At 53.1% G+C, this 25,272-nt stretch carries 26 protein-coding genes; 23 read left to right on the forward strand and 3 right to left on the reverse strand.

Annotated features, from left to right (window positions below; all coding sequences use genetic code 11):
• The 21 genes from RTN40_RS00005 to RTN40_RS00105 form a co-directional block, all read left to right on the forward strand.
• On the forward strand, positions 1 to 699 hold a 699-nt coding region (locus RTN40_RS00005), incomplete at its 5' end, for a glycosyl hydrolase 108 family protein (RefSeq protein ID WP_312226626.1).
• Positions 696 to 1,082, forward strand: a complete 387-nt coding sequence (locus RTN40_RS00010; RefSeq protein WP_312226627.1) for a hypothetical protein — start codon at positions 696 to 698, stop codon at positions 1,080 to 1,082. The genes RTN40_RS00005 and RTN40_RS00010, both read left to right, overlap by 4 nt.
• Positions 1,083 to 1,302: 220 nt before the next feature.
• Positions 1,303 to 1,773: a hypothetical protein gene (locus tag RTN40_RS00015; RefSeq protein WP_312226628.1), complete on the forward strand. Its 471-nt coding sequence runs from the start codon at positions 1,303 to 1,305 to the stop codon at positions 1,771 to 1,773.
• A gap of 64 nt (positions 1,774 to 1,837) precedes the next feature.
• Positions 1,838 to 2,842, forward strand: a complete 1,005-nt coding sequence (locus RTN40_RS00020) for a hypothetical protein (RefSeq protein WP_312226629.1) — start codon at positions 1,838 to 1,840, stop codon at positions 2,840 to 2,842.
• Between the two features lie 29 nt (positions 2,843 to 2,871).
• A complete protein-coding gene (locus RTN40_RS00025) occupies positions 2,872 to 3,345 on the forward strand; it encodes a hypothetical protein (RefSeq protein WP_312226630.1) in 474 nt (157 codons plus the stop codon).
• Positions 3,335 to 3,808, forward strand: coding sequence for a hypothetical protein (locus RTN40_RS00030; protein WP_312226631.1), 474 nt, complete (start codon positions 3,335 to 3,337; stop codon positions 3,806 to 3,808). The genes RTN40_RS00025 and RTN40_RS00030 overlap by 11 nt, the downstream gene beginning before the upstream one ends.
• 177 nt (positions 3,809 to 3,985) lie before the next feature.
• Positions 3,986 to 4,243 carry a PAAR domain-containing protein gene (locus tag RTN40_RS00035; protein ID WP_312226632.1) on the forward strand — a complete coding sequence of 86 codons (258 nt, stop codon included), beginning with the start codon at positions 3,986 to 3,988 and terminating at the stop codon, positions 4,241 to 4,243.
• Positions 4,244 to 4,245: 2 nt separating this feature from the next.
• On the forward strand, positions 4,246 to 5,406 hold the full coding sequence (locus RTN40_RS00040; protein ID WP_312226633.1) for a hypothetical protein: 1,161 nt from the start codon (positions 4,246 to 4,248) through the stop codon (positions 5,404 to 5,406).
• Positions 5,407 to 5,431: 25 nt separating this feature from the next.
• Positions 5,432 to 8,815 (forward strand): ImcF-related family protein, encoded by a 3,384-nt coding sequence (locus tag RTN40_RS00045; protein ID WP_312226634.1) that lies wholly within the window; start codon positions 5,432 to 5,434, stop codon positions 8,813 to 8,815.
• Between the two features lies 1 nt (position 8,816).
• Positions 8,817 to 10,427 (forward strand): type VI secretion system protein TssA, encoded by a 1,611-nt coding sequence (tssA, locus tag RTN40_RS00050; protein ID WP_312226635.1) that lies wholly within the window; start codon positions 8,817 to 8,819, stop codon positions 10,425 to 10,427.
• A gap of 49 nt (positions 10,428 to 10,476) precedes the next feature.
• A complete protein-coding gene (gene tssF, locus RTN40_RS00055; protein ID WP_312226636.1) occupies positions 10,477 to 12,246 on the forward strand; it encodes a type VI secretion system baseplate subunit TssF in 1,770 nt (589 codons plus the stop codon).
• Complete coding sequence (gene tssG, locus RTN40_RS00060) at positions 12,210 to 13,289, forward strand: type VI secretion system baseplate subunit TssG (protein WP_312226637.1); 1,080 nt, start codon at positions 12,210 to 12,212, stop codon at positions 13,287 to 13,289. The genes tssF and tssG overlap by 37 nt, the downstream gene beginning before the upstream one ends.
• A 20-nt stretch (positions 13,290 to 13,309) precedes the next feature.
• Positions 13,310 to 13,834 carry a type VI secretion system lipoprotein TssJ gene (tssJ, locus tag RTN40_RS00065; protein ID WP_312226638.1) on the forward strand — a complete coding sequence of 175 codons (525 nt, stop codon included), beginning with the start codon at positions 13,310 to 13,312 and terminating at the stop codon, positions 13,832 to 13,834.
• Between the two features lie 10 nt (positions 13,835 to 13,844).
• Positions 13,845 to 16,166, forward strand: coding sequence for a type VI secretion system tip protein VgrG (locus RTN40_RS00070; RefSeq protein ID WP_312227189.1), 2,322 nt, complete (start codon positions 13,845 to 13,847; stop codon positions 16,164 to 16,166).
• Positions 16,163 to 16,663 (forward strand): DUF4123 domain-containing protein, encoded by a 501-nt coding sequence (locus RTN40_RS00075; protein ID WP_312226639.1) that lies wholly within the window; start codon positions 16,163 to 16,165, stop codon positions 16,661 to 16,663. The genes RTN40_RS00070 and RTN40_RS00075 overlap by 4 nt, the downstream gene beginning before the upstream one ends.
• Positions 16,657 to 17,001 (forward strand): hypothetical protein, encoded by a 345-nt coding sequence (locus RTN40_RS00080; protein WP_312226640.1) that lies wholly within the window; start codon positions 16,657 to 16,659, stop codon positions 16,999 to 17,001. The genes RTN40_RS00075 and RTN40_RS00080 overlap by 7 nt, the downstream gene beginning before the upstream one ends.
• Positions 17,001 to 17,768, forward strand: coding sequence for a Tox-REase-5 domain-containing protein (locus RTN40_RS00085; RefSeq protein WP_312226641.1), 768 nt, complete (start codon positions 17,001 to 17,003; stop codon positions 17,766 to 17,768). The genes RTN40_RS00080 and RTN40_RS00085 overlap by 1 nt, the downstream gene beginning before the upstream one ends.
• Positions 17,769 to 17,770: 2 nt before the next feature.
• Positions 17,771 to 18,493 carry an Imm52 family immunity protein gene (locus tag RTN40_RS00090; RefSeq protein ID WP_312226642.1) on the forward strand — a complete coding sequence of 241 codons (723 nt, stop codon included), beginning with the start codon at positions 17,771 to 17,773 and terminating at the stop codon, positions 18,491 to 18,493.
• Between the two features lie 91 nt (positions 18,494 to 18,584).
• Positions 18,585 to 19,112, forward strand: a complete 528-nt coding sequence (locus tag RTN40_RS00095) for a hypothetical protein (RefSeq protein WP_312226643.1) — start codon at positions 18,585 to 18,587, stop codon at positions 19,110 to 19,112.
• Positions 19,113 to 19,181: 69 nt separating this feature from the next.
• Positions 19,182 to 19,613: a type VI secretion system baseplate subunit TssE gene (gene tssE, locus RTN40_RS00100; RefSeq protein WP_312226644.1), complete on the forward strand. Its 432-nt coding sequence runs from the start codon at positions 19,182 to 19,184 to the stop codon at positions 19,611 to 19,613.
• A 38-nt stretch (positions 19,614 to 19,651) separates the two neighbouring features.
• Entirely contained in the window at positions 19,652 to 21,004 is a 1,353-nt protein-coding gene (locus RTN40_RS00105; RefSeq protein WP_312226645.1) for a VasL domain-containing protein, read from the forward strand.
• Here RTN40_RS00105 and RTN40_RS00110 read toward each other — a convergent pair.
• On the reverse strand, positions 20,973 to 22,199 hold the full coding sequence (locus RTN40_RS00110; RefSeq protein WP_312226646.1) for an MFS transporter: 1,227 nt from the start codon (positions 22,197 to 22,199) through the stop codon (positions 20,973 to 20,975). The two genes, RTN40_RS00105 and RTN40_RS00110, sit on opposite strands and share 32 nt — an antisense overlap.
• 428 nt (positions 22,200 to 22,627) lie before the next feature.
• On the opposite strand from RTN40_RS00110, the gene RTN40_RS00115 reads away from it, so the two are divergent.
• Positions 22,628 to 23,386, forward strand: coding sequence for a carbon-nitrogen hydrolase family protein (locus tag RTN40_RS00115; protein ID WP_312226647.1), 759 nt, complete (start codon positions 22,628 to 22,630; stop codon positions 23,384 to 23,386).
• Here RTN40_RS00115 and RTN40_RS00120 read toward each other — a convergent pair.
• A complete protein-coding gene (locus RTN40_RS00120; protein WP_312226648.1) occupies positions 23,339 to 23,536 on the reverse strand; it encodes a hypothetical protein in 198 nt (65 codons plus the stop codon). The genes RTN40_RS00115 and RTN40_RS00120 overlap by 48 nt on opposite strands.
• Positions 23,537 to 23,837: 301 nt before the next feature.
• Between RTN40_RS00120 and RTN40_RS00125 the strand changes: the two genes are divergently transcribed.
• Positions 23,838 to 24,461 carry an NUDIX hydrolase gene (locus RTN40_RS00125; protein WP_312226649.1) on the forward strand — a complete coding sequence of 208 codons (624 nt, stop codon included), beginning with the start codon at positions 23,838 to 23,840 and terminating at the stop codon, positions 24,459 to 24,461.
• 7 nt (positions 24,462 to 24,468) lie between these two features.
• On the opposite strand, the gene RTN40_RS00130 is transcribed toward RTN40_RS00125, so the two are convergent.
• Positions 24,469 to 25,218 carry a YoaK family protein gene (locus tag RTN40_RS00130; RefSeq protein WP_312226650.1) on the reverse strand — a complete coding sequence of 250 codons (750 nt, stop codon included), beginning with the start codon at positions 25,216 to 25,218 and terminating at the stop codon, positions 24,469 to 24,471.
• Between the last annotated feature and the right edge of the window lie 54 nt (positions 25,219 to 25,272).

Consider the following 25,272-nt stretch of genomic DNA (forward strand, 5'->3'; position numbering starts at 1 on the left):
GACACCCTGCGGATAGATTTTGCGAAGAAGTGGCTGGATGACATGGAGTGGATGACCCAGGTGGCACCGTTCACGGCGGGTCAGGCGGTGTGGCATATGCATCCGGTGGTGTTCTTAGAATCCCTTACGCAATCTGAAAGTGATCGTTGTAAAGCGCTGTTTTCTAAAGTAGCAGACATAATTCTTCGTCATGAGGGGGGATATGTAAATGATCCAGATGACAAGGGTGGTGAGACAAATATGGGAATAACTATGGATACATGGAAAAGATTCTCAATGGAAGATTTGGGGATAACGGCTTCATCTCTTACATTAAAAAATATGACAAAAGAACAAGCTGAGACAATTTACTACAATCATTTTTGGAAAACTCAAGGGTTCTGTAAACTAGAGAACACGAAAGTTGCTTTAATGATTTATGATTGGACAATCACTTCACGTTGGGCCATTAGAGAAGTAAGAGCCTTGGTAAATAAAGAGTTCGATAATAAATTATCTATCACTAACCTAATGGATGAGTCAATGATTCACTCTATTAATGCTATTGATGATCAAAATTCCTTTCTTCAAAGATTAGCTGAATCCAGAAAAAATTATTATAAATCCCTTGCCATTGCAAATGGCAAGGAAAATGACCAAATAAAATTTCTTAAAGGCTGGCAAAAAAGAGTCGATGATTGTATGAGGATTGTGTTATGAAGTATGTTGTTATTGTATTATCATTAATTGCATTCGATACTTTTGCAGTCGGTTTTACCGGGTGCTGGAGTTCATCTAACAATACATCTTCATACGTAATCAAGCTTGCTGAAAAGGGTAAGGACGTCAGGGGTTCTTATTGCTTCATTAACTCCAATGGGAATAAAACTGATTGTGATAAAAATCTCTCGATAATAGAAGGTGTTATTTCTAATAATAGATTATCTGTAACCTTTGGTGGGGCAGGTAAGGGATTGATTACAAAAAACAACAACGCCATTATGCTAAGCATGGTAGATAAAAAACCATTTGATGATTTCAACATGCATATACCGGATAAGTTGAACTTGAACCAAACTAAAAATTGCAACATTCCAAATTGATTAAAGTTATGATTAATGAAATTCTTACGCGATTATCATTGCGTGATGGTTATAACGAAATGAAAACATTAAGTGATCACATTTTGACTGGAATGAGTCATATCCACTTCTCGGTTGCAACGCCAGAATAATGGGTGATTATGAACGCTATAAGTAAGTCATTAATTCTGATGGGATTGGTTTCTTTGACTCCCTTATCACTATGTGAAAAGGTTTTCTTATGAAAAAATTTTTATTTCTTGCAATGATTTCAGCTTCTTTTTATTCATATGCTAATGAATGTAAACATGGTGAAACTCTCATAGCATCATGTGAAATTTCAGGCAAAGAAAGCCATATCGCTACTTTTTGTGCAAATGAAAAAAACGATACAATAAGGTATGATTTTATAAAAGGCACTACCTCTGAGTTAACTATAAGTTTTGACATCAAAAATAAACTTAAAAGATGGGTTGATCTTGGGACATATACTACTTACCTTGGATTTAGTCGAGGCAATTACTCTTATATCTTAAAAGTCCCAGAAGAAAAACCGGGAGCTGTTGCTCTTTTGGATGTCAAAAAAAATGATTCCGTAATTAGCTCAAAGCGATGTGATTCGAATTCTTTTGGAGAGGAAAATATAAAAATGAATAGTATTGAGGATGTCTCAGATAGTAGTGTTAGGAATAATGGGTTTAGTTTCCCTTAGATTTAACTTTTAAAAGATTTTATAAGCGAGAAGGTGTGAGCAGCATGCCCGGCTGCCGGTGTGGATGCAGCAGGCGGTGGCGACGGGTGTCCTGGATGCGGTGGTAAAACCGGATGCGCCCCTGACAATCAGTGCCGGAGATGCCATCGGTTTTTTGGGTGAGGACATTGCCCCGGCGGGGATGGCAAAAATCAGTCCCAGCGCGTATGCCCATCTTGAGGTGCTCAGCACGGACAGCCGGATGCCGGGTTTTCTGGCGAATCCCGGCGGGGTTAAAACCGGTCGGAAATATATCCGCATTCACCCGGACGCCGTGCTGTATATCGACAGTGGGGAGACGTTCATCAGAACAACCACCACGGTGAACAAGGACAAACATCTCATCCTGCCGGTGGATAAGTGCAACCCGCGGGAGTGGGAAGGCCGGACGTACTACCAGGCCGGGAAGAACTGCTGGCTGCGTCAGGACGGTGTGGACGTGCTTAACCAGTACGACCTGAACGGGCTGGGCTTCACGGCGCTTGTGGAAGAGAGTACGCCGGATATGTCTGCCTCGATTAAGGAGGGATGGGTGACCTCCACCTGCCGGTGGCTGGCAGAGCAGGTGATGCCGGAGCGCGGTGTCCGGGAGACGCTGACGTCGCACTTTTATAAGGGAGTAGCGGATAAGCTCGACAGCGACAGGAGCGGAGACCTGTCAGGCCGGGAGGTGTATGCCGCGCTGCACCATCCGGACATGGGCGTGCGGGACATCGTCTCCCGGATGGTGGTGAAACATGAGAGCGAGTGGTTTGGCGGCAGCGGCCACCAGAAATGGACGGCGTTTTTCCAGGACTATGACACCCTGCGGATTGATTTTGCGAAGAAGTGGCTGGATGACATGGAGTGGATGAGCCAGGTGGAGCCGTTCACGTCGGGCCAGGCGGTGTGGCATATGCATCCGGTGGTGTTTTTGGAGGCGTTACGGAAGAAAAAAATGGATGGGCTCATAGTACGTTTGCCAATCTGTTGGCCTCCGTTGAATCAAGGGATGATTATACAGCATATAATAAAACACATCCAAAATTAGCTGCATATTTTAAAACGAACTTAACGGAAATGACTATCTCCGAGGTTATAGATAAGCAAGAGGCACGAGATATGTTTGCTGTAGGCCGATACCAGTTAATTCCCGGCACTCTGAAAAACGCAGTGAATACGTTAAATTTAAATCCAAAGCTGAACTTTGACGAGGATGTTCAAGATAGGATTTTTAATGATTACTTAATAAAGGTAAAAAGGTCGGCATTTATAAACTATCTTGAGGGAAATGGCAGTGTAGAAGATGCAATTTATGATTGGGCAAAAGAATTTGCTTCAGCAGGGGTCAGAAAAGGAAAACGTATCAGCTCAACGATTAAGCGTGATGAATACGGCAATAAAATTAAAGATAGTAATGGGAAAACTATTAAAATTGATCGCATTGCTGCATTTGAAGGGGAATCTTATTATGCAGATGACGGACTTAATACGGCGCACCTGATGCCCTTGCAAATGATAAAAGCATTAGAGGAATCTAAAAATGAAAATTAAAATCATCTTTCTTGCTATTGTACTGCAATTTTCGGCGGCAGCTTTCGCTAATCAATATCTATTTGATAGCTACCATGTTGATAGTATCTATAAAGGTAAAAACCACAGTTTTAGCGAATCTCCAAGTGGTAATAATCTCGTTGATAGCATAAGAATCAAAATCTCTAAAATGCCCCCTAATTTTGCTGGTCATTATACAATATATACATTCGGTTGCGGCGGAGGTGCGAGATGTGGAGAGATATATGATGTTAATACAGGAAAGGTTATAAGTGGGTTGCCAAACGCTTATCTTGTTAATGATTTCGATTTATCTTTTAAAAAAGACAGTTCTTTGATAATTATTTCTGGTACTTCAGCCGATGCAGAGTATGACAAGGACAATAAAAAAACAAACCCCACCTATAGAGAAAGGTATTATAACTTTAAAGATGGGGTGTTGGTATTGCTATCTGAAAAATAAATAGTCATGCTATTTAAGCTCTGCTATCAGGCCTGCCGCAATCACTGTTTTTACAACCCACACAATCCTTGTCATTGAGATCGTATATTACAAAAATTTGAGCAAGAAAGATATTGCAGCCCCATTAAAAGCTTGACTTTTACATAACGACTATCAATTTAAAATTATGAGGAAAATATGAAAGGCATTATTCGAATCGGCGACAAAACCACGCATGGCGGGGCAGTCCAGTCAGGCTCTTCAACCATGATTTTCGCGGGCAAAGGTGTTGCCCGTAAAGGCGACAGCGTGTCCTGTCCGCAGCACGGGCCAACCACCATATCAGAAGGTAACCCGGACTACCTGGACAACGGGATCCCGGTGGCGTTTCAGGATCATAAATGCGGCTGCGGCTGCTTGCTCATCAGCTCACTGCCTGATGCTGTGGTGGGCTGATCATGCCTGTGGTTCTGGAAAGGATCCCGGAAAAGAGAGCCAGACCGCCGCGACCTGTGACCCGGCGCTGGCTTATCTCTGGCGCTGCCGCCTTAATCACGGGGATGGGGTTAACGCTGCTGTTCTGGCAGGGCGAGCGCGCCGGTCCCGTGTTCTGGCTGTTTGCGATCGTGCTTCCGGTGTGTCTCTGGGGAGCCATGTTCTCGGCGCGGCGGGCGGGCTATAAATTTCAGCGCGTGGGGCAGTACAGCGCCAACAGAACCATCGATACGCGTCATGCCTGCGCCAGGGGGCGTGGGCAGCGGTTTGCCTGGTTTGCTGGCGAATACCTGCTCAATGCCCTGGAGCAGCAGCATATGGCCACACAAAAAGCGGCCATTGATAAAAAACCCGTCCTTCAGCCGGTCAAACCTCGCGGAGTGCAAAAACCTGTGAGGCATTCCCGGCTGTCTGGCTGGGAAAATGCCGGGGATGTGCTGGCCTCCCTGCAGGAGGAGATAACAGGACACATCAACCAGCTGCTGGACTCACTGCCTCCGGCAATGACCTGCTACCTGGCACTGGACTTGGCAAAAGGCCTGCCGGACCTTTCCCTGAGCTGGTTGCCGGAGATCCGCCGTCCGTTTGTACGTATCCGAGATCTGTCAGGGCTGGCAATCCTCGATTACTGGCTTGATTACCATTATGAAAAACCCGCTGCGCTGTTGGTGATTAGCGTACAGCTGAATGATGTGCCCCAAAATGACACCGGAGAGGCCGTCTCGGTTGTGCTGATGACCAACTGTCGTCTTAAAGGCACACCAGCGGAGTCAACGCGTATCCACCGTCCGCAAATCGATAATACGGGTGATCCGGAGCATGCTCTGCGCCATGCGGTGTTATGGGCCGGACTTGAAAAGCACACACCGCTGCGCGGCTGGATAACCGGTGGCACCCTTGCTTCCGCTGGGGCAATGAACGTTGCCTGCGAAGTTCATGCCCCGGCACTGACTGCCGACCGCTTCATCAATATTGACACCGTAGCCGGTTTCGCCGGTGTGGCAGCGCCGTGGCAGGCCCTGATCCTCTCCACCCGCCAGTGCCTTGCAGACCGTGAAGCACAGATGGTGGTGACCGAATCGTCACCAGACTACCGGCAGCTCTGCGCTGTCACTTCAGAATAATCAGCAGGGATGGTTACCGCTCGTTATGAAAAGACCTTCAGCACTTGCATCTGTTTTTTTCTTTGCGCTCTGTATCACCGGCCTGGTCGGCTATTTTCTCTGGTTCTGCCCGGAAGAGACGGCCCGTGCGGTGCATATAGGACCCTTCAGCCACCCGGGCGTGCTCGTTTTTTGCCTGACGCTTGGCATTATCATCCTGATTGCAGGATGGTTTGCTGAGATATTAATGGCGGCGGCGGGTGAACGCGGTGGCAGTCAGGCCCTAGGGGCAGAAAACAGCGCCGTGCCTTCACTCCAGCCTGATGCCCCTTATACTGATGAAGACACCACGCGTTTTACCTCCGGCCCCCTTATCGATCACCTCCGCCTGCGTTATAACCGCCGCTGGAAATCGAGAGTACGCCTGCTTCTGGTCCAGGGTACGGATGAGCATATCGAAAAGGTCGTTCCGGGGCTGAAGCGCGACCACTGGCAGGAGAGCGATGGCATTGTCCTGATCCATGCCGGGCTTCCTCATGCCACACCGGAGCCGGAATTTATTGCGGTGCTGAACCAGGTGCGCCGGCAGCGCCCCGTGGACGGCATTGTACAGGTGCTGGACTGCGCCACGCTGCCGAATGCCGCCGCAGTGGATACGCTCGTGCGCAGCCGCCAGAAAGGAGACGTCATACTGGGCTGGAAGGCACCGGTCTGGCTGTGGTTCATTAATGAAGACACCTGGAGCCAGGAGGGCGAGGGCGTACCGCCAGCCGGTTTGTTATTCGGCCCGGGGGCAGCACCGGACGCAGCCATTGCATCGCTGGCTCCCCTCTCATCACGCCTGCGCCGGGCCGGTATGCCGCGCCTGCTGGGCGATACCCGCCACGGCTGGCTGATGCGCTTGTCCGGTGAGCTGCGTGGCCACCTTAAGCTGAAACTGATCCCGCTACTGACCAGCCTGATGACCGGACCCGCCCCGTATACGCTGCGCGGTGTAATGTTCAGTCCCGCGCTACCTGCACCTGCAACCGACACGCTGCCACATGCGCGCCTGAGCCATCCTGCATGGCAGGCGCTTGAGGAGGACTGTCTGCATGTGCATCCGCGTAAAATCGGCTTTCACTGGCAGTGCGTGCTGCGCCTAGTGCTGCTGACGCTAATTCTGCTGTGGGGCGCAGGTACACTCTTGTCGCTGGTAGTCAACCGCACCCAGATTTATCAGGCCCAGGCAACCGCCAGGCTGGCGGCCGATACCCGACAGCCCCTCACAGAGCGTCTGCGTAACCAGCTGGTATTGCAGCAGGCGATTGCCCGCCTGCAGGACCGCGAGGCACACGGTGCGCCGTGGTATACCCGCTTTGGCCTGAATCAGGACCACGATACCCTGAATGCTCTCTGGCCGCTGTATGTCCGCAGTAATCAGACGCTGATGCGTGATGCGCTGGCAGAGGAGCTTCACCGCCAGCTGACTGCCTTCGTGCAGCTGCCGCCGGCCAGCGAGGCGCGAACTGCGGCGACGCAGAAGACCTATAACCTGCTGAAAGGGTATCTGATGCTGGCCCGCCCGGCTAAAGCGGATGCGGCATGGTTTGCTGCCAGTATGCCGAAGGCCTGGCCGGAGCGTGCCGGTGTGCCTGCCAGCGCCTGGCAGACCCTGGCACCCAAACTGCTGGGCTTCTTTGCCGCCAATCTGCCTGCGCATCCGCAGTGGCAGATCACACCCGATGCGGAACTGGTCAGCACTGTTCGCCAGATATTGCTTAAACAGATCGGCCAGCGTAATGCCGAGTCGGGTCTCTACCAGGAGATGCTGCAGCGCATTGCCCGTAACTGGCCCGATTTGACGCTGGCAGATATCACCGGCGATACCGATGCCTCAACCCTGTTCAGCACCAGTGAGGTGGTGCCGGGTATGTTCACCCGCCAGGCATGGGACGAGCAGGTTAAGGACGCCATTGATGAGGTGGTGAAAACCCGGCGGGATGAAATTGACTGGGTACTGACCGACAAAACCCACCAGGCAGGCAGCGATATCTCACCGGACGCCCTCAGACAGCGCCTAACCGAACGTTATTTTACGGATTTTGGCAATGCCTGGCTGAACATGGCCAACAGCATCCAGTGGCATGAGGCCGGCTCGCTCTCGGAAGCGATCGCCCAGCTGAACCTGCTGGCAGACGTGCGCCAGTCGCCACTGGTGGCGCTGATGAATACCCTGGCCTGGCAGGGTCAGACCGGGGCCAAAGGCGAAGCCCTGGCCGATTCGCTGGTGGAGTCGGCGAAAAAACTGGTGGGACGTAACAAAAATGCGCAGCAGTTTGTGGCAGAGGCGCAGGGACCGAAAGGGCCGCTGGACGGGGTATTTGGGCCACTGAATGGCCTGATGGCAGGCAAAGACGGAGCGGGCAGTAACGGTAACCTGAGCTTCCAGTCCTGGCTGGCCCGCGTGACTCAGGTCCGGCTTAAGCTGCAACAGGTGACCAGCGCGCCCGATCCGCAGGCAATGGCGCAGAGGTTGGCGCAGACCGTTTTTCAGGGTAAAGCCATCGATCTGACTGACACCCGGGATTACGGCAGCCTTGTCGCCGCCAGCCTCGGGCAGGAGTGGAACGGATTTGGCCAGGCGCTGTTTGTTCAGCCGCTGGATCTGGCCTGGCGTCAGGTGTTGGCCCCTGCGGCGGGTAGCCTGAATGCGCGCTGGCAGAGCACCATCGTCTCGCAGTGGAACACGGCTTTTGCCGGGCGTTACCCGTTTAAAGCCACAGGCAGCGATGCCTCCCTCCCGCTGCTTGCGCAGTTCCTGCGCAGTGACTCAGGCCGTATTGCCACCTTCCTGAAAACGAATCTCGGCGGGATCCTGCACCAGGAGGGCAGCCACTGGATGGTGGATCCGGCCGCCAGCCAGGGCATGACGGTCAGCCCGGCTTTCCTGAAGGCCATCAACCAGCTGGCGGATATCTCAGACATTATCTTTGCACAGGGAGATGCCGGGGTTCGCTTCGAGCTGATGGCCCGGCCATCGCGGGATGTGGCGCGGGTGCAGCTGGCGGTGGACGGGCAGAGCCTGGATTACTTCAACCAGATGGCGGGCTGGCAAAGCTTCACCTGGCCGGGGAATACCTACTATCCCGGCGTGGATCTGAGCTGGCGCACGGTGAACACCGAAATGCGGCTGTATGAACACACGCAGGGGAACTGGGGCTTTATTCGCCTGCTGGATGAAGCGCTGATCACCCCGCTCGACAGCAGCCGCACCCAGCTGGTGTGGATCACCCCGGACGGCAACCCGCTGAAATTCATCATGCGCAGCGAGCTGGGGGACGGGCCGCTGGCGCTGCTGAAACTCCGGGGGTTCAGTCTGCCGGATGCTGTCTTCACCGTCGGCCCTGACGCCGCCCATAGCGCCCTGACACCTGCGGAGGGGCAATAAGATGGCTACTGCAAAAACCCTGCTGGCACTGTGTGTGCCTGACGAAGCGCAGCAGTCCGGGCTGCTTGCACAGCAACAGAATACGCTGCCTCAGTGGGATAACTGGCTGCAGCCGCTGGCTGATGGTGACGGGGCGGGAACAGAACCCACCTACGATGACGACTTCCAGCTGATGCGTGAGGAGATCAATAAACTCTCCGGTACCGATCCGGAAAAACTCAGCCAGCTGGCTGAGAAGATCCTCTGCCATACCGCCCGGGACGTGCGGGTCGTGACCTGGTATATCTTTGCCCGTCTGCAGCGGGAAGGTGAACCTGGATTATGTGAAGGGCTTCAGCTGCTGGCCGCGATGCTGACCCGCTACGGTGAGCGCTGCCATCCCCGCCGTCCGAATGCCCGCAAATCCGCGCTGGAGTGGCTGAACAGTACGAAGGTGCAGGACACGCTCTCCCTCTGGCCGGAGGCCAGCCGCGAACAGACCGCGCAAACTGCAGCAGTACTGTGCCTGCTGGATACGCTGCTGGAGAGCTGGCCGGAAAGCGATCGTCCTGCACTCGATGGATTATCCCGTGCGCTGGAGATCCGGCTGGCAGGATCCGGCGGCCTGGACGGGTTCGCGCCGCAGGGTACCGGCAATACTGAAACCAGCCCTGCCTCTGCTGTCAGAACATCAACCCCGAATGGGGTGGTGAAATCAGAAGGTGAGTTTGTGAGTCAGGCGAAAGTGCTGTCAGGCTGGCTCGCCGATCAGCCCGAGGGCTGGCTGGCAGCACATCGCCTGATGAAAGCCGTGCGCTGGGATACGGTAGGGCAGTTGCCTGCCCTGGATGCCAGCGCACGAACCCGTCTTTTGCCGCCGAAAGCGGAACAGCGCGCACAGCTTAAGCGTCTGTACATGCAACAGAGCTGGACAGAACTGGTGGAGCTGGCGGGTACCCTGTTCAGCGATGGCGGCAACCGCTTCTGGCTCGATCTGCAGTGGTATCTCTGGCAGGGCCTGATCCGTGCAGGTCAGCCCTGGGAGGGCTGGGCCGCTTACATCATAAGCGATCTGAAACTGCTGCTGGCGCGTCTGCCCGGCCTTGAGCAGCTCGCCTGGAGTGACGGCACGTCCTTTGCCGATGACGTCACGCTCAGCTGGATAGCAGAAAAGGTGAACAACGAGATGCCGGGGTTCGGTGATGACTTCGCGATCGTTGCCGGAAGCGGGCAAACGGATGACCTCCCTGCGCTGGAAGCGGAAGCGATGCTGAAAGGCGACAGTGAAGGACCGGAGGCCGCGCTGGGCTGGCTTCAGACCCGTCCGGGGATGGATTCTCCCCGCAGCCGCTGGCTGCAGCGGTTGGTAATGGCCAGAGTCGCCGAACAGTTCGGGCGCAATGAGATGGCACTCCACCTGCTTGGCGAGCTGACCACCAGCGCACCACAGCTGACGCTTGAACAGTGGGAGCCTGCGCTGCTGTTTGAAGTGCAGGCCCGCCGCCTGAAACTGCTTCGCCTCAGGGCAGGGCGCAGCGAAACGGATAAAGCCCGGTTTGCCCCGGAGATGGATGCACTGCTGGCTGGGCTGATTGCCATCGACCCTGCACGGGCGATGGTGCTCTGCGGTTGATCGGGCTGCACCTCTTTTTTGATTCCCATGACATTCAGGATCCCCGTACATGGATGATTTAACCTTACGTTACTACGAAGCAGAGATGCGCTATCTGCGCGAAGCCGGTAAAGAGTTTGCCCGCGCCCATCCCGACCGGGCCGCCATGCTTAATCTTGACCGCACCGGTGCCCGCGACCCGTATGTGGAGCGGCTGTTTGAAGGGTTTGCCTTCCTGATGGGCCGTCTGCGCGAAAAACTCGATGATGATCTGCCGGAGCTGACCGAAGGCCTGGTAAGCCTGCTGTGGCCGCATTACATGCGCACCATTCCATCCCTGGCGGTGGTGGCATTCTCCCCGGAGTGGCAACAGCTGAAGCAGGCCGAAGTCCTGCCCGGCGCGTTTCCGGTGCTCTCCAGCCCGGTCGGGCCGGATAAAACCGTCTGCCAGTACCGCACCACCCGGGATGTAACCCTGCAGCCCGTTCATCTGGCTGATGCGCGCCTTCAGACCGAGCCGGACGGCCGGGCTGCCATCCGCCTGCGTTTTGAGTGCGCCAGTAAGGTGGACTGGGCGAAAAGCGGCATTGATAAAGTCGCCATCTATCTGGACGCTGACAGCCCTGTCGCGTCGGCCCTGCATCTGGCGCTGACCCGCCGCGTACAGGCGATGTATGCCCGCCATGCCGCAACCCGTACCGAACGGGTGCGTTTTGACGGCTGGTGCAAGCCGATGGGCTTTGACGATTATGAGCGTCTGTGGCCAAAAGGTGATTCGGCGTTCAGCGGCTACCAGCTGCTGCTGGAGTACTTCAGCTTCCGCCCGAAGTTTATGTTCGTGGAGCTGCACGGACTGGAGCAGACGGGTCTCAACCAGGACACCACCTGGTTTGAAACCGATATTGTGCTTGATGGCGGCTGGCCAGCCGATATGCCGTTTGAAACCGAAAACTTCCGTCTGCACTGTGTCCCGGTGATCAACCTGTTCACTCTGGAAGCCGACCCGCTGACCATCGATCCGCTGGAAAATGAGTACCTGCTGCGACCGCTGCGCGTCCAGGACGGACACACGGAAATTTACAGCGTCGATAACATTCACGGTGCGGTCAAAAACGGTAAGCATCCCTACGTGCCGTTTACCAGCTTTCGGCACCGTGGCGGCATGATGCGCCACGATGCCCCTGAGCGTTACTTCCACACCCGCGTGAAGCGCGGGCCATCCGGCCTGTATGACACCTGGCTTATTCTTGGCGGCCGTTCGTTCGAGATAGCGCAGCTGGCGGAGAAACCGGAGTCCCTGTCGATGCGCATCACCGGCACTAACGGGCAGATCCCGCGCAAGGCGCTGGAAAGTACGCTGCTCGACCGGGTGGTGAAAGCCGGGAAAGTACCGGTAAAAGTTCTGAACCTGACTGCACCGACGCTGCCACTCTATCCGCCCGCCAGCGATCGCTTCCACTGGCGGGTAATGAGCCATCTCGGCTCCAGCTTCCTGAGCATGATGGATAACCCGGAGGTGCTGCGCGGCACGCTGGCGCTCTACGACTGGACCGACGATGAGATGAACCGCCGCCGTCTGGAGGCCATCGTCGCCGTAAAGCATACGCTGATACGCCGCTTTGAACGGGGCTTCATGCTGCGCGGCGTGGATATTGAAGTGACGCTCAATGCGGACAACTTCGCCGGTGAGGGGGATGTGAATCTGTTTGGTGAAATGCTGCACCGCTTCTTTGCGCTGTATGCCGATGTCCACCTCTTCAACCAGCTGACGCTGGTACTGCAACCGACAGGGAAACGACTGCGATGGAAAGAGAATCACAGCCAGCACGTACCGGGCTGACCGGCGCACTCGAAAAAGATATCTGGCGGGTTAATTTTTACCGTTTCTGCCAGCTGCTTGAACAGGAGAGTCCCGACCGGCCGCTGCTGGGCACCGGCGATAAGCCGTCTGCCGATCCTGTCCGTTTTCGCCCCTGGCCGGGGATGGGCTTTCCGGCAACTGAACTGCGGGCAGTGGAAACAGACGACGATCGCCCGGCACTGCCGCCGACCGTACGGACCACGTTTCTGGGGATGTACGGCGTGGATTCACCGCTGCCGACCGCCTATCTGGATGACATCGCCCAGCATCGGGAGGGGTATGAGGCCACCTCAGCCTTTCTCGATATCTTCAGCCACCGGATCACCACCCAGTACTACCGTATCTGGCGCAAATACGCCTATCCGGCCACGTTTGAACCCGGTGCGACGGATGCCACCTCGCAGTGTCTGCTGGGGCTGGTCGGGCTGGGCATTCCCGGCACGGCGGAAAACGTGGCCACCCCGGTCTCCCGATTTCTTGCCCTGCTGGGCACCATGCGCCTGCCGACCCGTAATGCCGAGGGTATTCGCCAGCTGGTGAGCCTGCTGGCACCGGAGACCAGCGCGACGGTTGTCAGCCCCGACCCGGTAAAGGTACAGGTGTCACAGCGCGCCGGGCTGGGAAAGGCCAGCCGCGTTGCCCTGGCACAGCGGGCGACGCTGGGCAAAACCGGGAAAGAGGCCTGCAGTCGCATTCTGCTGATGCTCTCCACCAGTAACCTGCAGGAAGCCGAAGGCTGGCTGCCAGGCGGTCAGCTGCACACGGATCTAATGGTGCTGCTGCGGGTCTACCTGGGCTATCGCTCGGACGTCCGGCTGCGGCTGACCGTTCCGGTAAGTGCGCTGCCTGAACCCAGGCTGGGAAAAAAACACCGCGTTCAGCTTGGCCGAACCGGCGTGCTGGGACTGAAAAAGGCCAGGCCCGGCAAACGTACCCATCTGACCGTTAGCCTCGGTTGCTACGCGGGGCTGGACTGCAAACCGCTTTCCCCGGCACGGGATGGCGGTTACCGCTTCGATTAATGCTGAAAAGGAACCTCTGAATGAGATCTGTTTCTCTGCGGCAGTTCGCGCTGCTCGCACTGTGTGGTCTGCTTGCCGGTTGCGGCCTGACCCAGACCGTCACTGATGACACTGCCAGCATCACTAAATCCATTTTTTATAAAAAGATAAAGGTGCTGCACCTCGACCTGGCGCCGCGCTCTGCGGCCAATGCGGATGAAGCCCAGACGCCGCTGGCCACCATGGTCCGGGTGTATCAGCTCAGGGATCGGCAGAAGGTGGATGCCGTCGACTATCAGGCGTTACTGCGCGATGCCGACATCGTGTTAAAGGAGGACATCGTCGCCAGCAAATCCCTGCTGGTGATGCCGGAGGGCAGCGTCACGCTCAACATGCCGATGGATGAGGGGGCGAAATATGTCGCGGTGGTCGGGCTGTTTAACCGCCCTGATTTGAAAAATAACACATGGCGGCTGGTGCTGAGCCGGGACGATCTCGACCCGGACACCCCCCGCACCATCGAGCTGGGTAACGGTTTTCTGACCCTGGTGCCCGTGAAGGAGTGAAATAATGGCAATGGACAACTGGCTTGCCCTGTTTGACGGGCAGACCCGCTACACCCTTGAGGTAAATGACAGCCGGGTAACACCGGACGTGCTGAACTTTCACGGATACGAGGCGTTGAGCGCACCGTCGCAGTGGCGGATTGAGTTCACCACCGCGCAGGACGATATCGCCGGTGAAGAGATACTGCTGAAGTACGCCACCCTCAGCATGCGCAGTGGCCGGGTGGTGCAGGGGATCATCACCGCCTTTGCCTGGCTGGGCGTAACGGCCGATCAGACGCACTACCGCGTGACGCTCTCGTCCCGTCTGGCGCTGCTGGGCCTGACCCGGCGCTGTGCGGTATACCAGAACCTCTCAGTGCCGGAGCTGGTGGAGCAGGTGCTGCGTGCACATGGTATGGAGGGGGCTGACTTTACGTTCAGCCTTGAACGCAGCTATCCGCAGCGCGAGCTGATAACCCAGTGGCGCGAAACCGACCTGGAATTCATTCAGCGCATCCTGGCGGAAACCGGGATCTGGTTTCGCACCGGGGTCAATGATGTGACCGGGCTGGATACGCTGACCTTTGCGGACAGCCAGCTGTTTTACCAGTTTGATGTCCATCTGCCGTACCAGGAGCCTTCCGCGCTGTATGATGGAGCAGCCGAGTCGGTATGGGGGCTGCGCACCTGGCACAACACGGTGACGGGTCTGGTGCGGACCCGGGACTATAACTACCGCACGGCCACCACGCCGATGGACTCCGCCGTCACCGCCAGAAACAGCGCCACAACCACCGGTGAGCACTACCGCTACGCTGAACCGTTTCTGGAGGCCGGGGACGACAGCACCTCAGAGCCGGAAACGGAGAGCGGGGCGTTTTACGCGAGACTTCATCATGAGCGTGAGCTGAATCAGTCCGCCCGCCTGCACCTGTTCAGCAACGCGGCGCATCTGACGCCGGGCATGGTGCTGGAAGCGGACGGCAGCACCCTGAACGACCTGAACGAGGGGATGCTGATCACGCTCACCACCTTCCGCGCCGCACGCGATACGCGCCTGCATGTATCCGTGTGGGGGATGCCCTACAGCGAACAGGTCTGCTTCCGCCCCGCGGAGCGCCTCCGTCCGAAGATCCACGGCACTCTGACGGCGCGCATCGAGAGCCGGGAGCTGCACGACATCTACGCGCATCTGGATAACCAGGGCCGCTACCGGGTGAAACTGGACTTCAGCCGTGAGGATGCGGAGCCGGGGTATCACTACCTGTGGATACGCCAGGCAAAGCCGTACTCCGGCGACACGTACGGCTGGCATATGCCGCTGACGGACGGCACGGAAGTGGGTATCGGGTATGACGACGGGGATATCGACCGGCCGTACATCGCCCACGCGTTTCACGATTCAGAACATCAGGACGTCGTTAACCGGGACAACCGCAGCCAGAACATCCTGCGCACCGCTGCGGATAACGAGCTGCGCATGGAGGACCAGCGCGGCGAAGAGCATATCGCGCTGACCACGCCTTACGGCGCAACGCAGCTGAACGAGGGGCATATTACCGACACGCAGAACAAACCGCGGGGCCACGGCTTTGAGCTGCGCACCGATGAGTATGGCGTTATCCGGGTAGCGAAGGGGCTGTTCATCACCGCTGACGGCCAGACCAAAGCCGAGGGGGAGGTGCTGGATATGGCGACCGCGCTGCGGGAGATCGAGATTTGCCAGCAGCAGATCAAGGCCCTGGCCGCAGCGGCAGAGGCGGCGCAGGCGCTGGAGGCGGATATCGCCAGCCAGCAGGCGATGTTCAGCCAACGCCTGAAGCCGCTGAACGCGCTGATCCACTTTCACGGCCCGGAGGGCGTGGCCTTTACCAGCGGGGAGCATACGCAGCTGACCGCCAGCCAGAACGTGGCGGTGAACGCGGGAGGGGACGTCAGCAGCGGGGCGACGGGTAATACAGCGATCCTGGCGGGGGAAAGCGTGGGGCTGTTTGCACGGACGGGGAGCCTGACGCTGAACGCCAGCGAAGGGCCGGTGCAGATCCAGGCGCAGACCGGGGCGATGCACATCAGTGCGGAGCAGAGGCTGAGCCTGCTGTCAGCCAGCGACATGCTGTTTGCGGGTAAAAAGCGGGTGACGCTGATCGGCGGCGGCAGCTACCTGATTATTGATGCCGGAAAGATCGAGTACGGCACGGACACGACCTATACGCGGAAGATCAGGCGGACGCATCTGACGGGGGCTGCCACGTTACCTTTTCAGGCTGTAGCGGGTGGCGGAATTTGCCTGAGCTGTCTGATGAAAGCTGCTATGAATGGCAATACATTTGTTATCCGGGGGGAAGCATGACAACGGCGTTTACTCTTGCTGCCGGGCAATTGCTGGTAACAACGACGATTTCCCTGTTTGCTCTGGTCGACGGTCTCCAGTTTGAGCGGTATTTCGGCAGGGAGCTTGAAATGAGAGAGGATATCGTTCTTCCTTTGTTTGATACATATCCGGATTCCCGAATTGCGTTTGCGGGACCCTGGCTGATTGATATGCACAAGGCTATGGCATTCAGGCAAAAAGTGGTGGAACTTGAACAACATCTCCCCGCCGTATCATGGCTTTTATCTGCATCAACGCTTTCTGAGTTATTGGCACATTTGCAACAGTGTATAAATGTGGAAATGCCGGATGGGCGGGTGGCTTTATTACGGCTGCAGGATCCCAGAGTTCAGGTGCGGCTTGGGGAGCAGCTGGATGAGGGGCAGCACTGGGTTATAACCCGGGAGATTGCTGAATGGTATTCCAGTGTAAGTGATCGAGTTTATTCCCTGAAGCGGAAGGAATTTATATGCTGAAGCTGACGAACGAGCAGTGTAGCGAAGTCAATAAAATGGAAGATAATGATTTTGTCCAGGATGCTGCTCAAAAGCTGAAAAACAAATATCCGTGGATTAACGAACCGGATGACATTTTCTTTGTTCGGTTGAAGAGCGCATTAAACTATGCAAATACATTGCCACTGAATGATATGAATGCAAGGCGGGACTTTTTGAGGCTGGAAATTTTTTATCCCGGTTTTTATCAGAAGCCGGAAGTGGATAAATGGCTGAGAACCCCAAACGGGTATTCGGCAGATCAGCGGCTTGAAGATTATAAACATGTCATGCTCAACAGGGAAAGGAGGAAGCACTGATGCTAATGATCTCATCAGCAGTAGCCGGAGGAATGGGCGGCGCAGCGGCAGGAAGCGTTGGTCTGGCTGGCGGGGCGACCGGGGTATCGATATTCCCCGGGGCGGGAAGTCATGAGAGCTGGGACGAGGATGACCTGTCTTATCCTGATTCAGGAAGTACGCAGTCTCAGCGTAACGGAGGTTTTACTTATCAGGGTAAACCTGATGATCCCATACTTAATGAACCGATGATAGTGAGTGCAGAAACGCATGGTGACTTCTGGGAAGATGATATGGATTACTCAGAAACGGTGAGCTATGAGGGCATCGATACCAGAGCGGGAGCACAGACCAGAACAGATGAAAAAAGCTGTGAGCATTGCCCACCAGAAGGGAAGGTTTTACCGATGCTGAGGCGTTGTTCGCGCTGGAGTGAGGTGACTATCGACTACCAGACACGGATTTGTGACACGCGCTATAATCCTGAAACCAAACAGATCCAGGAATACAAATACTGCGGTGTGTCATTTGATGGCTGGAAGGATAAGTTGTGTCAGTTCTGGGAGGCGAAGGCGCGGTATGACCAGTTTTTTAGGGCTGATGGTTCGAAGAAAGATTGGTGGCGGGGAGACTCCAGTGCAATCAATCAGGCCGGGCGTCATCAGGCCGTTGCTACGGTCAATCAGCCATTGAAAGTAGTTTGGATTTTCATGCAACCTATTAGTTATCACTATTTTTCTAAACTATTTTCTAGAATGAAAGATATCATCGTCAGATGGGAGCCATAAACATGGATACTCGGTTTTTAATGAATTTTGAATTTCGAAATGAGAGTGGTGACATTCAGTTCTCAGAAATAATTGAGCATTTTAATTTTATAATATCGACAATTGACACCTTCACGCAAACAAAAAAAACCTGGTATGAAACTGGCTATTCCAGAAAGCAGGCGCTAAGTCAAGTGGCATTTCAGTTCGGAGGCATTACAGATACCACCCGTATAAAATGGCAACGTCGATACAAAAAAAGCAAACCATTATTCGTTGATAGCATATGGGATGCTAATGATGACAATCATAGCTGTGGAATTTCATACAGGAAGATGTTTTATGATGAAAAAAATAGGGCATCTGTAGAGTTAAGTATAGTCCCGCAAAACTTGGAGAATGTATTGAATCAATTCACAGCATTAATCTCACAACTATCATCATATTTCAACTGCGCCTATGTGAATGTTGACTCAAAAGGATACAGTGTGCTGGGAAGGAATGTGTTCCCGGACAGACTGGCTGTTGGCTGGATGTTATATATCCCCCATGTAGTTTTGCCTGAATTAATACCCGAAGCTGCCCGATTTGTCCCTGTGATGGATGGCAAGATGCAAAAAGGAACAATCGTTGTTTCCACTGAGGAAATATTTGATGGGAGCAACAAAGAACACATTGGCAAAGCGAACGACATAGAAATAAGACTTCTGGATCTTGGATTGTTACCGTTGATGACTGAGATTTAATTCTGTCACCCACATAAGATTTATTACTATGAAAGGCTATACAAATCTCAAGGCTAATATGGGGCTTCATAATTAAACTTTAGGAGTGAATATGCCACGTGGTTTAGTATTAATGCTTTTATCTATTATTTTTCCTCCTGTCACTATGGCAAAGCCTTTAAGAATTTCTGATAACAAATTTTTCACTATAAGTGTGGATTGCAACGGCCAGAAAGAGTGTGCATATAATAATCAGGAAGAAATCCCCGTAGTTGTGAGGCTAGATAACATTTCTTCTAATGGTTTTTACATTCCATGGGTTTACATTAAAAAAACAGGCCCCAGCGTCAAATTAATGGATCAATACAGCAGGAAAAACATAATATTAAAACAAAGACTTGTCAGCTGGGATCTAAAGGAAAAAATGCTCTATATTCCTGCCGGAAGCTACGTTTCTTTTTCATGGGATCTATTGCACAGGGACATAGCTCCATTTGTAAAAAACGGAACTATTCATGTTAATGCCATTTTCAAAATAAGAACAAAGATATATGACGCTAAAAATAGCGATGGCGGGGAATTTATTTCAACATCAAAATTATTGATAACAAATAATAACTTAACATTAAATAAGCACTGAGCAACTTGCAAATACAGTTAATTGCCACACTAATCTTATTTAGCACTATCACCATTAAGAAATAATAAAATGTCACAACACCCCTCATTATACGAAACCCTCTTCAGCAATTTCACTGGTGATCTCGCTCTGAACCAGGCCACTGAAGAGAACCAGGTGATCCTGTCTGTGCTGGACAACATGCAGCGCATTTTAAACTGCCGCGCCGGGACACTGGCGCACCTGCCTGATTACGGTCTGCCGGATATGACCAAAATCCTGCAGGGCATGCCGGGCACCGCTCACGAATTGATGAGCACGCTGTCGGCCGTTTTGCTTAAGTATGAGCCGCGGTTGAAAAGCCTCAGTGTTGTTCTTCTTGACCAGACGATCCCCGGCGAGCTGCGCTATGCCATTGATGCCCAACTGAAGGGGGTGGGCCTGGTGCGCTACGGCACCGAATTTATGCCAGAGGGACGGGTGCTTATCCGTCACCTGAAGCAGCAAAATTACGTCGATTAAAACAAATTCCCGTCTGCACATTCACCAATGAGTTCATTATGAAACACACTGAATTTCGTCATATCCGCACGGGCGGCGATCCGCGTCCATTTCCTGACTTCGCTGCGCTTCGCGATGAAATGAGCAAGCAGACACATCCAGCCCGGCCTGACATTTACTGGGATCGGGTAGAGCAGCTGTCATTGGCACTTTTCGAAAAGAATGGCGTGGAGTTGCAGACAGGGGCATGGTATACCCTGGCGCGCAGCCATCTGGCGCGGGTAGGGGGCATGAGCGAAGGGCTGAACATCATTGCGGCGATGCTCAGCCATCAGTGGACACAGTTCTGGCCGCAGGCCAGCCACCCGCGGGCTGAGATCCTTTGCGGGCTGTTTCAGCGTTTACAGAAGGTGTTTCGCACTTTTACCTTGAGCCATGCGGATTACTCTCAGCTACAGCACCTGGAATCGACGCTTGAGTCGCTGAGCGGCATTCTGTTACGGCATGAATTAAAGCAGGTCAGTCAGATAGCGCCGCTGCTTCAACAGGTACGTAGTGCAATGACGCGCTTAGAGAATGCACCAGAACCAGAGGCTTCCACGGCTGCAATTACCCTTCCTGCGGAACCTCAGTTGCAGTATGTGATCGAGCAGGAGCAGGGTACAAATGTGGAAGTGATCTACGCAAAAGCACCTGCATCAAAGCGTATCAGTATCTTCTTGAGCGGGATGCTGGCCGCCTTTGCGCTCAATGCGTTCGGTTATGCAGGCTGGCACTATCTGACCCTGCCGGATGAAGGCCTGCAACTGCTTAATAGCAGCTTACAGCCGTTGCCGCGAATGCCAGATGCGACGGCAATCGAGGCGTTGAAACCCAACTATAAAAAAGATGCGCTGGCCACCGTCTGGCTGAAAGGGGCTTCAGAGAGGCTAAATGCGCTTTCAGCGCTGCCGCCGGACTGGAACCTTCGCTATGGCCAGCAACTGATAAATCAGGCGCAGACACTCTGGCCGGGACTTTCCGGCACTAAACAACTGAGCGATCGATGGCAACACAAACTGGCGCTGAACGCGGCGCAGGATGAGTCGCTGGCAGGCTGGCATCAGGGCATGATAAAGCTTCAGAACCTAAGCGAGCAGCTCAATGCGCTGGATGGGCAGAGGAGGAAATATCTTACCGTCAGTGAGCTGAAATCGCAGGTATTTACGGCGATTCAGACTTTTAACGCCTCGGTTCCGGTGGAAGAACAGCTCCGCCAGCTGGCTGAGCTGCAAGCAAGCGGAACCATCCCGGATGCGCAAAAGCTTCAGGCGACGCAGCATTTACAGCAGCTCATCATACGCTATTCAATGCTAACCAACAGAAACAAGCAGGTGGACGCTATTGGCGTGCGGGATGCCACCGTCTACTGAAGAGCCATACGATGGTCAAAGTCACTAAGGGTATTCCATGAAAAATAATAATAACAATGGCGGGAGCTAACCAGATATAGAAGGGCGCCACAATCAACATACCGATCCCAAAGCCTGTCATCTGTAGAAGAGTCATCAGACTAAATATAGGTAACCGTAAAGACGCATCCTCGCTTTGGATGCGTGATATTAGACTGACATCCGCCAGGCCATCGCCAATACCGGCAATGAAAATAAATACCAGTGCAAGAGGAACGGCTGTTTGCTGGAAGGTGAAAATAAACCCCAAGGACATTAACGACACCCCGTAAAAAAACAAACGCTCAGTACGTATACCACACTTAAGCAAAATGTAATTTGACGCTCTTGCCCCTGCGAATTTCCCACTTGCCCAGACAGCCAGAAGCAGCCCCATCGTTTTTCCTGGCGAGTCTGACGTCAAAAGCTCTGAAAGTATGGGAAAGCCCACGTTATGCGCGGCACTACCGAGTGTATCGGCCATGGTTACCAGCAACATTCCAGCCATTAACGGCGCAACGCGTAAGCCTTTTACAAGGCTACTCCATTCTTTAGGCTGATTCTTAACCTCATTAACAACTGGAATGGTCAGAAAACGTAAAGGCAGAATACATAAACCGGCCAGCAGATAGGTGAGAATATTTGTGACAAACACCAGTTCATAACCGCTTGCAGCCAGCAGGATACCTGACACCATGCTTCCCGTAACGGCGCCTGTCGCAGATGCAGACGTCAACCATGCATTAGTTGCAACCCGGCGGGATTCATCTACCCACTGGAGTAACTGGCTGTTAAGCCCAATTGCGAACATGGAGTTACCGATGCCAATCCCCAGAGCGATAAAAGGTAAGATATAAAGCTGTACCGTTGAAGGGAAAATCAGTAATAGTGCCAGCAGGGCGGCGCGAACAACATCAAAAAGGATCAGAGACAGACGTCCGTTAAAACGCCTGAAGAATGGAACACCAAACAAGCTGGCTAAAATACCTCCAGTAACACGACAGGCTAAAAAAACACTCACGTGCATCACACTTTGGCTAATGACATATACGTAGGTGGATAATGCCACCATGTTTAAAAAGGCACCAAAGTCAGAGATAAAACGGGCGGAAACGAGCAGCCAGCTATTTCTGACTGACCGGTTAAACATCGTTTCATCCTGATGTGCATCAGTCATACAGGTACCCCTTGCGGATAACAGCGACAGGTGACTAACTATTGTTCTCAAATACCGGAGTGAACATTTTATCCTTCAAGCCCAGCCAGAGTAACAGATGCCTTACAGCAAACAATATGATTTTGATTCGGTTAACATTATCCGAGGTAAAAAACTCCGCTGCGTGTGCCGTCATCAGAATCCCTTAATGGTGAACCTACGTGACGGACGTCTTATTAGCCCACAGCGGACACTACAACTTTGCTGCTACTACCTTTGTCAAAGCTCAGTAGAAATGTCTATCAGCTGGCTCGTTAGAAATGTCCTGATGTTGAAAAGTCTGCTTAGTGCCAGGAGCGGACGCTTAACCTTGATACGCTCTTAAGATGACGTATGATGCTTATTTTTGTATATTAACTCATGATTTTCAAAAAATTACGGAAATGACCATGGCCAGTATTCAGAAAAGGTTAAGGATCGCAGCAGGACAGTTTGCTCCGGTTCGCGGCTGTATTGAAGAGAATATGCACTATCACGAATTACTGATTACTTCAGCAGCATCCGCAGGCGTTAACCTCATCATTTTTCCGGAACTCTCCTTAACGGGTTATGAACCAGAAATGGCTGATAGATTGGCTCTCGCCGATGAGACCCGCCTCCTGCCGCTACAGACGTTAGCTGAGAGGTATGATATGACGATTGTTGCGGGTGCACCTTTGCATGTTAAGGATAGTAAACCAGCCATCGGCGCATGTGTCATCTCGTCGAAGCAACCTGTTTTCTTTTACCGAAAAATGTATCTTCATCCTGGAGAGTCTGATTATTTTTCATCCGGCGAAGCGGAGTGTGTTATTACAGCACGCACGTTTAATATTGGCGTGGCTATATGCGCAGATGCCGGGCATCCGATGCATGCAGAACGGACGGTGCAGCGGGGGGCTAAGATTTACATTAATTCAGTTCTGAGCGCAGGTGGCTATGATAAAGATGCAGGTCTGCTGCAAAGTTACGCCAAACGTTACGCAATGCCTACGCTGATGGCTAATTACTGTGGCCCGTCAGGCGGCTGGAAACCGGTCGGGAAAAGCGCTGCATGGAATGAAAAGGGTGAGCTTATTGCTCAGGCTCCAGAGGATCGTGCCGCCCTGGTCATCATGGATTTACAGGATGGTGAATGTTCCGGGCAAGTGATCTGCCTCAGTAAATAACAAGATAGTGAGAAATCTCATATGACGCGGCGTGATACCGAGCATTTCTGCAGCCTGGCCAGGCCGCAGATTGCGATCGATGACATCCTGAAGGATTTTCAGGCGGTTGATTTCTTTCACGGTGAACATTCCGGCGGCATGTACAGACATAGAAAACTCCTCATCAGGAAAAGTGAGTCGTTGTCTAGTCAAGCAGCTTTGAAACTATAACCGGGACATTCCTAATAATGAGCCACAAATAGACATTAGCATTGAGCCCCTACAACCTTAGTGCGCATAATGTATATTATGTTAAATTGCATACTGCATTCTCACATGCTCCTTATCCCATCCCAGTTAATTCTTTAGAATCAGCCTCTTTCCCCTTCTCTTCAGCAACCCAACATGACTATCATCTCCTTTCTGTGTCATTGCCCGGACGAACCATAACGACAACCTTGAGGAAAGATCTATGCCTAACGATTTGAAAGTTATTGATAGCATTGCCCTGGCAAAACAGCTCAATGCTATCGCCCAAACTGGACTCACCTATGCAAAAGATGTTTTCGATCGCGAGCGCTATGAAGCTCTTCAGCAGATGGCCGTCGAGCTGATTGGTTCACGCTTTGACATTAACGCTGAGACGTGGAATCACGTTTCTGAAGTTGGTTACGCAACGCCGAAAACGGATGTTCGTGCGTTCATCCTCCGCGAAGGCAAAGTTCTGATGGTTCGTGAGGCTGACGACGGTCTATGGAGTTTGCCCGGCGGTTGGGCGGACGTTGGCGATACGCCTTCGGTAGCTGTCAGTCGTGAAGTTAAAGAAGAGACCGGGCTCAACGTAAAAGTGACAAAACTGCTGGGCGTTTGGGATCGCAACCTTCATGGCCATCCACCCTACCCCTGGCATGTTTATAAGCTTATCTTCCTGTGTGAGGAAACCGGCGGTAGTCTGGCGTTAAGCCACGAATCTACCGACATCGGCTTTTTTGACATTCATGAGCTACCGGATTTATCGCTAACGCGAATCGTACCGGAACAAATTAAAATGAGTATGGACATCGCAACGTCAGATCGTCCGACGTGGTTCGATTAATTAACGCTTAAGGCATCCCGCGCATCGCCGTCCTGACTTTTCTGACCCGAACGGTAACGCTAACAATCGACAGTGCAGCAATGGCCATCAGTACCACGCCTACTGCTGACATGGCCGTAAAACCGAACCATCTGAACAGAAACAGGCCCGCGATGCCGCCGGTTAAAAAAGAGAAGATCGTCGTGAGATGGGTCTTAAGCTGACTCTTTTGCGCAGCACTGTCTTTTGAGAAATCCCGGCGCAGCATGGCCGCCAGCACCGACGCCAGCGAGATCCCCGCATCGGTTAAAGTACCTGTGATGTGTGTAGATCTCACCCGGCCACCGGACAGCTGCGTTGAGGTCGAGTTATGCAGGCCCATCAGGCCGCATAGAACAACGACGATTTCCCGGTTCGATGAGAACGCATGAAAGTAGATCTCATACAGCGAAATGCCGGTTAGCAAAATGCCCTCAACGAACAGGATCTGACAAAAAATCAGCCGGCAGTTATGCACAATCCCCCACAGCACAATGATGCGGGCCAAAACCGCCCCGCTGACAAAGGCAACGATGATGGCGCTAAAAAACAGCACATCCCGCAGATCCGTATTGGAGACTTCGCTGGAGAGCTGCGAAGTGTTACCGGTCATGTGGGAAGGAAAGAAGCCGAAGGCACCAAGAGCGATGGCATTCAGCAGACCTGCCGCTGTCGCCAACCACAATGCCAGCTTACGGTCCTCATTGTGCGAGCGTGTTCTTTTAAGTTTAATCAGCAAAGATAACCTCCGGTTACCAACATCAGCTAAATCATTAAGCTAGCAGAACAGCAG

This window comes from Pseudescherichia sp., assembly GCF_031987975.1.
In the GTDB taxonomy this organism is placed as follows: domain Bacteria; phylum Pseudomonadota; class Gammaproteobacteria; order Enterobacterales; family Enterobacteriaceae; genus Pseudescherichia.